We start from the raw sequence: 7,407 nt of genomic DNA on the forward strand, positions 1-7,407 counted from the left end.
TGAAACCCGATCCGGCCTGTCACCATGGACTTCGTGAGCACCGCAGCCGTCGTGGCCCTGGCCGGCGTGATACTGCTCGCCTTCGGCATGGTGGCCAACCAGTTGCTCCGGCTGCGGAAGTGGTTGAACAACCCGCCCGCGGCCCCGCCCGCGCCCGAAGAACCGCCGGACGAACGCCGGTGACCGCGTCGTCGCTCCTGGTGACCGCCGACGGCCTGCCGCGGGGCGTATCGGGTGCCGCCGACCCGCATTTCGGCAACGTCGCCAAACTGTTCGCCCAGCTCTTCTTCGGCCGCCGGTTCGGCGGGGGCGCCCTGTGCGTCTACATCGACGGCGTGCCCGTGGTCGACGTCTGGACGGGGTGGTCGGACCGGGACGGCACCCGGCGCTGGACCGCCGACACCGGAGCCATGGTGTTCTCGGCCACCAAGGGCGTCGCCTCGACGGTCATCCACCGGCTGGCCGACCGGGGGCTGCTGTCCTACGACGAACCCGTCGCCGCGTACTGGCCCGCGTTCGGGGCGAGCGGCAAGGGCGACATCACCGTTCGTGACGTCCTGCGGCACCGGTCCGGGTTGTCGCACCTGCGCGGGGTCACCAAGACGGAGTTGATGAACCATCTTCTGATGGAGGAGCGCCTGGCCGCGGCGCCCGTCGACCACCTGCGCGGTGTGCAGGCCTATCACGCGCTGACCTACGGGTGGCTGCTGTCCGGGCTGGCGCGGGCGGTGACGGGCAAGGGTATGCGGGAGCTGATCCGCCAGGAGGTGGCGCGTCCGCTCGACAACGACGGCGTGCACCTCGGCCGCCCGCCGCAGGGGGCGCCGACCACGGTGGCCCAGATCCTGATGCCGCAGGGCAAGCTGCGCACCCCGGTCGTCGACTTCCTCGCGCCGCGGGTGGCCGGCCTGAAGTTCTCGGGCGCGCTCGGCGCGATGTACTTCCCGGGCGTCATCTCGCTGGTCAAGGGCGAGACGCCGTTCCTGGACGGCGAGGTGCCCGCGGCCAACGGCGTGGTGACCGGCCGCGGCCTGGCCAAGATGTATGCCGCGCTGGCCAACGACGGCCGCATCGACGGCAAGCAGTACCTGTCCGAGGAGTTGGCGCGCGGGCTGACCGGGCAGTCCCGCGTCAAATGGCCCGACGCGAACATGATGGTGCCCATGCCTTTTCACCTCGGCTACCACGAGTCGCCAATTCCCGGGCTGCTCAGCGGTTTCGGGCATGTCGGCCTGGGCGGGACGCTCGGCTGGGCCGACCCGGCGACCGGCAGCGCGTTCGGTTTCGTGCACAACCGGCTGCTGACGCCGTTGCTGTTCGACATGGGGTCGTTCGCGGGGCTGGCCGGCCCGTTGCGCAACGCCGTCGAGGCGGCCCGCCACCACGGACCGCTCGAGGCGCCGCGGCTGGGCGCCGGCTACACCGAAACCTTGGGCACGTTGCCGCGTGGCAGCGTCAGCGGCAGGTCGGTGTAGGTGGCGATCCCCGGCGCCGCGGCGACGACCGCGGGGATCGCGTTGACGGCGGGCATCGCCGTCATGATGTGACCGAGGTCCATGAACTCCTCGATCGTCGTGGCCTCGAAATACGGCGGCGGCAGGAAGCCGACCTTGGTGGTCACCGTCGGCTGCCCGTCGATCTGGATGACCCAGCCGTCCTGGTCGATCTTCCAGTCCGGCTCGAGCGTCTGACCCTTGCGCCACCGCACGTTCAGGTCGATCACGGCGTTGTCGCCGACGATGCCCTGCCAGCTGATGTACACCCCCGCAACGCATCCCGCGGGGATGGTCCAGGACGCCATCTCCAGGTCCGCGGTGGTCCGGGCGAACTCGGCCACGCACCGCACGTCGTCGAGTTCGATGCCGAGCGCGTCGCCGACCAGCCGGACGGCCTCGCCGAAGACGGCCGTTCCCTTCGCGGCCATCGCCGGCAGGTCCGGGTGGTCGATCGGGCGGCCGAAGCCGACCGGCTTCTCGGTCTCCGGGGAGTCGTAGAACGTGGTGTCGGCGGCCTCGTTGACGGTGACCTTGTCGATCCGGTTGCACACCATGGCCGACACGATCGCCAGCAGTTCGGCGAAGCCGGGGCTGACGCCCGACCCGAAGATCGTCGAGGCTCCCGTCCGGCAGGCCGCGAGGATCCGGTCGCGGCCCGCGCCGAGGTTGCCGCCGGTGATGAACGACGCCGTCGTCACCACATTGACGCCCGCGGACAGGATGCGGACCAGCTCGTCGACGTCGATCCACATGGGGTTGTAGACGACGCAGTCGGGTTTCAGCGCGAGCAGTGCGTCGCTGTCGTTGGTGGCGGTCACGCCCAACGGCTCGATGCCGACCAGTTCGCCGGCGTCGCGGCCGGCCTTCTCCCGGGACCACGCATAGCAGCCGACCAGCTCCAGCATGGGATTGGCGACGATCGATTTCAGCGAGCTCTTGCCGACGTTTCCGGTGTTCCACTGGACGACGCGATAGGTGTTTGGCACTCGCTCAGCATAGGGAATCGCCGCCGCCCGGGCGATAGTGAATCTGGCGACGTCACCACGGCGTGTCGCGTCGCCGGATTCACGCTCGGCGGCCCGGAGGGCCAACCCGCTAGGCTGCGTCGAGGTCGGCACCACGAGCGGAGACACCCGATGCCGAGCGTGAAATGGCTGGAAAAGCCCGAAGCCCATGACGTCCCGGCGGCGGACCCGGCCAAGATCAAGAAGGGCCGGCCGCTGTCGCCGATCCTGCTGGTGCGCGGCGACCCGGCGACGAGCGTTGCGTTGCAGATCGCCGACGGCTACCACCGCGGGTGCGCCGGCTACCACACCGACGAGACACCGACATTCCGGTTGTCCTCGCTCGCCGGCCCCATGCTTGAGTGGACGTCGTGATCGAGATTCACGCCGTGGAATCGGTGCGGGTGCTGACCCTGTCGTCGGGAAGCGTCAACGCCCTCGACGTCGACCTGTTGGAAGAGGTGGCCCTCGCGGTCAACGACCTGGCGCGTTCCGACGACGCCGGTGCGCTCGTCGTCACCGGCGCCGGCCGCGCCTTCAGCGCCGGGGTGGACCTCAAACGCGTGGTGGCTGAGGGCGCCGACTACACCGACCGGCTGGTCCCCGCCCTCTCGGACGCGTTTGAGGCGCTGTTCTCCTATCCCGGTCCGACGGTGGCCGCGGTCAACGGTGCGGCCATCGCGGGCGGGTGCGTGCTGGCCTGCTCGTGCGACCGGCGCCTGATCACCCCGCAGGCGCAGATCGGGGTGACCGAGGTGCGGGTCGGGGTGCCGTTACCCGCCGCCGCGCTCGAGGTCGTGCGCTACGCGTGCGGCAACCACGCCGACGGGGTGCTGCTCGGCGGGCGTACCTACCGCGGGGCCGAGACGATCGGCACCGGGCTCGCCCACCGGGTCGTCGACGGCGACCTCATGCAGGCGGCGGTGGCCGAGGCCACCGAGCTCGCCGGCATCCCGGCGGACGTCTATCGCCACACCAAAGGCCAGTTGCGCACCCCGACCATGGCGCGGATTCGCGAGTTCGCCGGCATCGACGACGAGGTGCGCCGGATATGGGGCGCGGCCGAGACGCGGCACCGCCTCGCCGCCTACGTGGAGCGCCTGCGGCGCCGCGACTGAGTCCGCGCGCTACTCGTCGACCGCGACCCCGCCGCCGCTGCGCCGGCGCCGCATCCGGTGCGAGCCCTTGCCGGTCGGGCGGCGGTTGCGCAACCCGCCCGGGGAGTCGTCGGGCTGCTCGTCCTCTTCGCTGATCCCTTCGGTGGCCTCTTGGGTGGCTTCGACGGTCGGGGCTTCCTGCGTCTCGTCGGCCTCGACTTCCTCGACTTCCTCGGTTTCCGCGACGTCAGCCTCGGTCTCGGCCGTGTCGGCCTCCGCGCCCTTCACGCGCCGGAGGCGGCGCTTCCTGGGCTGGCGCGCCTTGATCGGTTTCGGTGGCGGCGGCGGCAACTCGGCGACGAACGCCAGGTAGAACGCGAAGACACCGAGCAGGGCGATCGCGGCGGCCGCGCCGTAAATCCCGAACAGGTACCGCCCGGCGGCGTCCAGGCTGAGCCAGATCTCGCTGATCGCGGTCCCGATGATCAGCACGCCGGCCAGCACGTGGGCCACGATCGACCACACCCTGATGCGCAGGGCGAGCTGCGGGGTTCCCAGCTCGGGCCTGCGGCTGCGCAGCAGGACGAACACCACCGGAAGCGCGGCCAGGCCGATCAGCGCGCCCGACGCGATCCGGCCGGCCATCCCCAGCGCCCGCGGCATGTCGCCCATCAGCTCATACCAGCGGGGCAACACGCAGTAGAAGTAGAGGACACCGGCGGCAATCGCGGACAACGCGTGCCACAGCACGAACCACTTCCGGCCCATACGCCTCCTCAGGCTGGTGAGTTCACGCCAGTCCAGGGGCGACCAGAACCCACGTCGTGTTCGTCCGCGCCTTGCATAAGGTGCGCTCCGTATGGCGGAGGATGCGGGATTTGAACCCGCGAGGGCTGTTAACCCAACCCGCGTTCCAGGCGAGCGCCATAGGCCACTAGGCGAATCCTCCGTGGGCCATGGTAACTGCTGAGTCCAGTCAGCAGGCCCGCGGCCGTGCGGAGCGCCCCGGCGCAGGTACTACACTCGCCCAAGGACCCCGCGCGGCGTCTATCCTGTGAACTCCCCCAGGGCCGGAAGGCAGCAAGGGTCAATGGGCTCTGTCGGGTGCGCGGGGTCCCCCATGTTCGGGGCGCCGCACCGGATCGACGAAAGGCTCATTGGTGTCGTTCGACTTCCTCAGCCCTGACGAGCTGACCGCGCTGCACGCCCGTCACCAGCAGGACTATGCGCAGCTGCAGTCCAAGAAGCTGTCGTTGGACCTGACCCGCGGCAAACCCGCCCCGGAACAGCTCGACCTGTCCAACCGCCTGCTGAGCCTGCCCGGGAACGACTACCGCGACCCCGAGGGCACCGACACCCGCAACTACGGCGGCCTGCACGGCCTGCCCGGGCTGCGGGCCATCTTCTCCGAGTTGCTCGGCATTCCAGTGCCCAACCTGATCGCGGGCAACAACTCCAGCCTGGAGCTGATGCACGACATCGTCGCCTTCTCGATGTTGTACGGCGGCGTGGACTCGCAGCGGCCCTGGATCAAGGAGCCGGTCGTCAAGTTCCTCTGCCCGGTCCCGGGCTACGACCGGCACTTCGCCATCACCGAGGCGATGGGCGTCGAGATGATCGGTGTCCCGATGCTCGGGGACGGCCCGGACGTCGACCTGATCGAGGAGCTGGTGGCCGTCGACCCGGCGATCAAGGGGATGTGGTCGGTGCCGGTGTTCGGCAACCCCACCGGCGTCACCTACTCCTGGGAGACGGTCCGCCGACTCGTCCAGATGCGCACGGCGGCGCCCGATTTCCGGCTGTTCTGGGACAACGCCTACGCGGTGCACACCCTGACGCACGACTTCGTCAGCCAGGTCGACGTGCTCGGGCTGGCCGCCACGGCCGGCAACCCCCACCGGCCGTACGTCTTCGCGTCCACCTCGAAGATCACGTTCGCCGGCGCCGGCGTCAGCTTCCTGGGCGGATCGCTGGGCAACATCGCCTGGTACCTGCAGCACGCCGGCAAGAAGTCGATCGGCCCGGACAAGGTCAACCAGCTGCGGCACCTGCGGTTCTTCGGCGACGCCGACGGGGTGCGCCTGCACATGCTGCGCCACCAGCAGATCCTCGCGCCGAAGTTCGCGCTCGCGCTCGAGATCCTCGAGCAGCGGCTCGGCGATTCGAAGATCGCCTCGTGGACCGACCCCAAGGGCGGCTACTTCATCAGCCTCGACGTGCTGCCCGGCACGGCCAAGCGGACGGTCGCCCTGGCCAAGGACGCCGGCATCGCGCTGACCGAGGCCGGCGCGTCGTTCCCGTACCGCAACGACCCCGACGACAAGAACATCCGGATCGCGCCCACCTTCCCGTCGCTGCCGGACCTGCGCGACGCGGTCGACGGGCTGGCGACGTGTGCGCTGCTGGCCGCGTCGGAGTTCGTGCTGGCCTCCTCCGCATCGAGGGTGAGTTGAGGGCGACGACACGCCGACGGGTCCCGCCGCCGGTTCACACCGAAAGCCGCTGATTCACACTCGATGCCGGGCGGGCCGAAGTCACCGCTCTGGCGCCGATTGCCCGCCTCCTCAGCCGACCCTCCGGGTCGGCATCGTCACCGGGCCGAAGTAGCCTGCTGAGCGTGGCTCTCTACCGCAAGTACCGGCCGGCAACCTTCGCCGAGGTGGTGGGGCAGGAGCACGTCACCGAGCCGCTGTCCGTCGCCCTGGAAGCCGGCCGGATCAACCACGCCTACCTGTTCTCCGGGCCGCGCGGGTGCGGGAAGACGTCGTCGGCGCGCATCCTGGCGCGGTCGCTGAACTGTGTGCGGGGCCCGACCGCCAACCCGTGCGGGGTGTGCGATTCGTGCACGGCGCTGGCGCCCAACGCGCCCGGCAGCATCGACGTGGTCGAACTCGACGCCGCCAGCCACGGCGGCGTGGACGACACCCGCGAGCTGCGGGACCGCGCGTTCTACGCGCCGGCGCAGTCGCGCTACCGGGTGTTCATCATCGACGAGGCGCACATGGTGACCACCGCGGGGTTCAACGCGCTGCTCAAGATCGTCGAGGAGCCGCCCGAACACCTCATCTTCATCTTCGCCACCACCGAACCGGAGAAGGTGCTGCCGACGATCCGGTCGCGCACCCATCACTACCCGTTCCGGCTGCTGCCGCCGAAGACCATGCGGACGTTGGTCGAGCGGATCTGCGCGCAGGAGGACGTCGTCGTCGACGACGCGGTCTATCCGTTGGTGATCCGCGCCGGCGGCGGCTCGCCGCGCGACACGCTCTCGGTGCTGGACCAGCTGGTGGCCGGGGCCGAGAACTCCCATGTCACCTACCAGCGGGCGCTCGGCCTGCTGGGCGCCACCGATGTCGCGCTGATCGACGACGCCGTCGACGCCCTGGCCGCCGGCGACGCCGCCGCGCTGTTCGGCGCCGTCGAGTCGGTGATCGACGCGGGCCACGACCCGCGCCGGTTCGGCACCGATCTGCTGGAACGGTTCCGCGACCTCATCATCATGCAGGCGGTCCCCGACGCGGTGAGCCGCGGCGTGGTGGACGCGCCGGAAGACGTGCTGGACCGCATGCGCGAACAGGCCGTCCGCATCGGGCCGGCGACCCTGACCCGCTACGCCGAGGTGGTGCAGGCCGGGCTGGGGGAGATGCGGGGCGCGACGGCGCCGCGGCTGCTGCTCGAAGTGGTCTGCGCCCGGCTGTTGCTGCCGTCGGCCAGCGACGCCGAGTCGGCGCTGCTGCAGCGCGTCGAGCGCATCGAGACCCGGCTCGACATGTCGATCCCGGCTTCGGACACCGCCCCGCCGGCCACGCG

At 70.4% G+C, this 7,407-nt stretch carries 8 protein-coding genes, 1 tRNA gene and 1 other RNA gene; 7 read left to right on the forward strand and 3 right to left on the reverse strand.

Features of this window, described 5'->3' with window-relative positions; all coding sequences use genetic code 11:
• The first annotated feature begins 33 nt into the window (after positions 1-33).
• Positions 34-183, forward strand: a complete 150-nt coding sequence (locus FPZ47_RS28430; protein ID WP_168209481.1) for a hypothetical protein — start codon at positions 34-36, stop codon at positions 181-183.
• Positions 180-1,475 (forward strand): esterase/beta-lactamase LipL, encoded by a 1,296-nt coding sequence (gene lipL, locus FPZ47_RS16755; protein WP_144952972.1) that lies wholly within the window; start codon positions 180-182, stop codon positions 1,473-1,475. The genes FPZ47_RS28430 and lipL overlap by 4 nt, the downstream gene beginning before the upstream one ends.
• Here the strand turns inward: lipL and FPZ47_RS16760 are convergent.
• Positions 1,418-2,482, reverse strand: a complete 1,065-nt coding sequence (locus tag FPZ47_RS16760; protein WP_144952969.1) for an NAD(P)H-dependent amine dehydrogenase family protein — start codon at positions 2,480-2,482, stop codon at positions 1,418-1,420. The genes lipL and FPZ47_RS16760 overlap by 58 nt on opposite strands.
• Positions 2,483-2,632: 150 nt before the next feature.
• Between FPZ47_RS16760 and FPZ47_RS16765 the strand changes: the two genes are divergently transcribed.
• Positions 2,633-2,875, forward strand: coding sequence for a hypothetical protein (locus FPZ47_RS16765; protein WP_144952967.1), 243 nt, complete (start codon positions 2,633-2,635; stop codon positions 2,873-2,875).
• The gene (locus FPZ47_RS16770) at positions 2,863-3,618 is read left to right on the forward strand and encodes an enoyl-CoA hydratase/isomerase family protein (RefSeq protein WP_246133457.1); all 756 of its coding nucleotides are present in this window, start codon (positions 2,863-2,865) and stop codon (positions 3,616-3,618) included. The genes FPZ47_RS16765 and FPZ47_RS16770 overlap by 13 nt, the downstream gene beginning before the upstream one ends.
• 9 nt (positions 3,619-3,627) lie before the next feature.
• On the opposite strand, the gene lucA is transcribed toward FPZ47_RS16770, so the two are convergent.
• Together lucA and FPZ47_RS16780 are read right to left on the reverse strand one after the other, a co-directional pair.
• Positions 3,628-4,365 carry a lipid uptake coordinator LucA gene (lucA, locus tag FPZ47_RS16775; RefSeq protein WP_144952964.1) on the reverse strand — a complete coding sequence of 246 codons (738 nt, stop codon included), beginning with the start codon at positions 4,363-4,365 and terminating at the stop codon, positions 3,628-3,630.
• A 92-nt stretch (positions 4,366-4,457) separates the two neighbouring features.
• Positions 4,458-4,546, reverse strand: a tRNA-Ser gene (locus FPZ47_RS16780).
• 78 nt (positions 4,547-4,624) lie between these two features.
• Between FPZ47_RS16780 and ffs the strand changes: the two genes are divergently transcribed.
• The 3 genes from ffs to FPZ47_RS16795 form a co-directional block, all read left to right on the forward strand.
• Positions 4,625-4,721, forward strand: an RNA gene (gene ffs, locus FPZ47_RS16785) — signal recognition particle sRNA small type.
• 36 nt (positions 4,722-4,757) lie between these two features.
• On the forward strand, positions 4,758-6,050 hold the full coding sequence (locus tag FPZ47_RS16790) for an aspartate aminotransferase type Ic (protein ID WP_144952962.1): 1,293 nt from the start codon (positions 4,758-4,760) through the stop codon (positions 6,048-6,050).
• 164 nt (positions 6,051-6,214) lie between these two features.
• Positions 6,215-7,407 (forward strand): DNA polymerase III subunits gamma/tau (locus FPZ47_RS16795; RefSeq protein WP_145039515.1); only part of this gene is annotated, 1,193 nt, incomplete at its 3' end.

Source organism: Mycobacterium helveticum (assembly GCF_007714205.1).
In the GTDB taxonomy this organism is placed as follows: Bacteria; Actinomycetota; Actinomycetes; order Mycobacteriales; family Mycobacteriaceae; genus Mycobacterium; species Mycobacterium helveticum.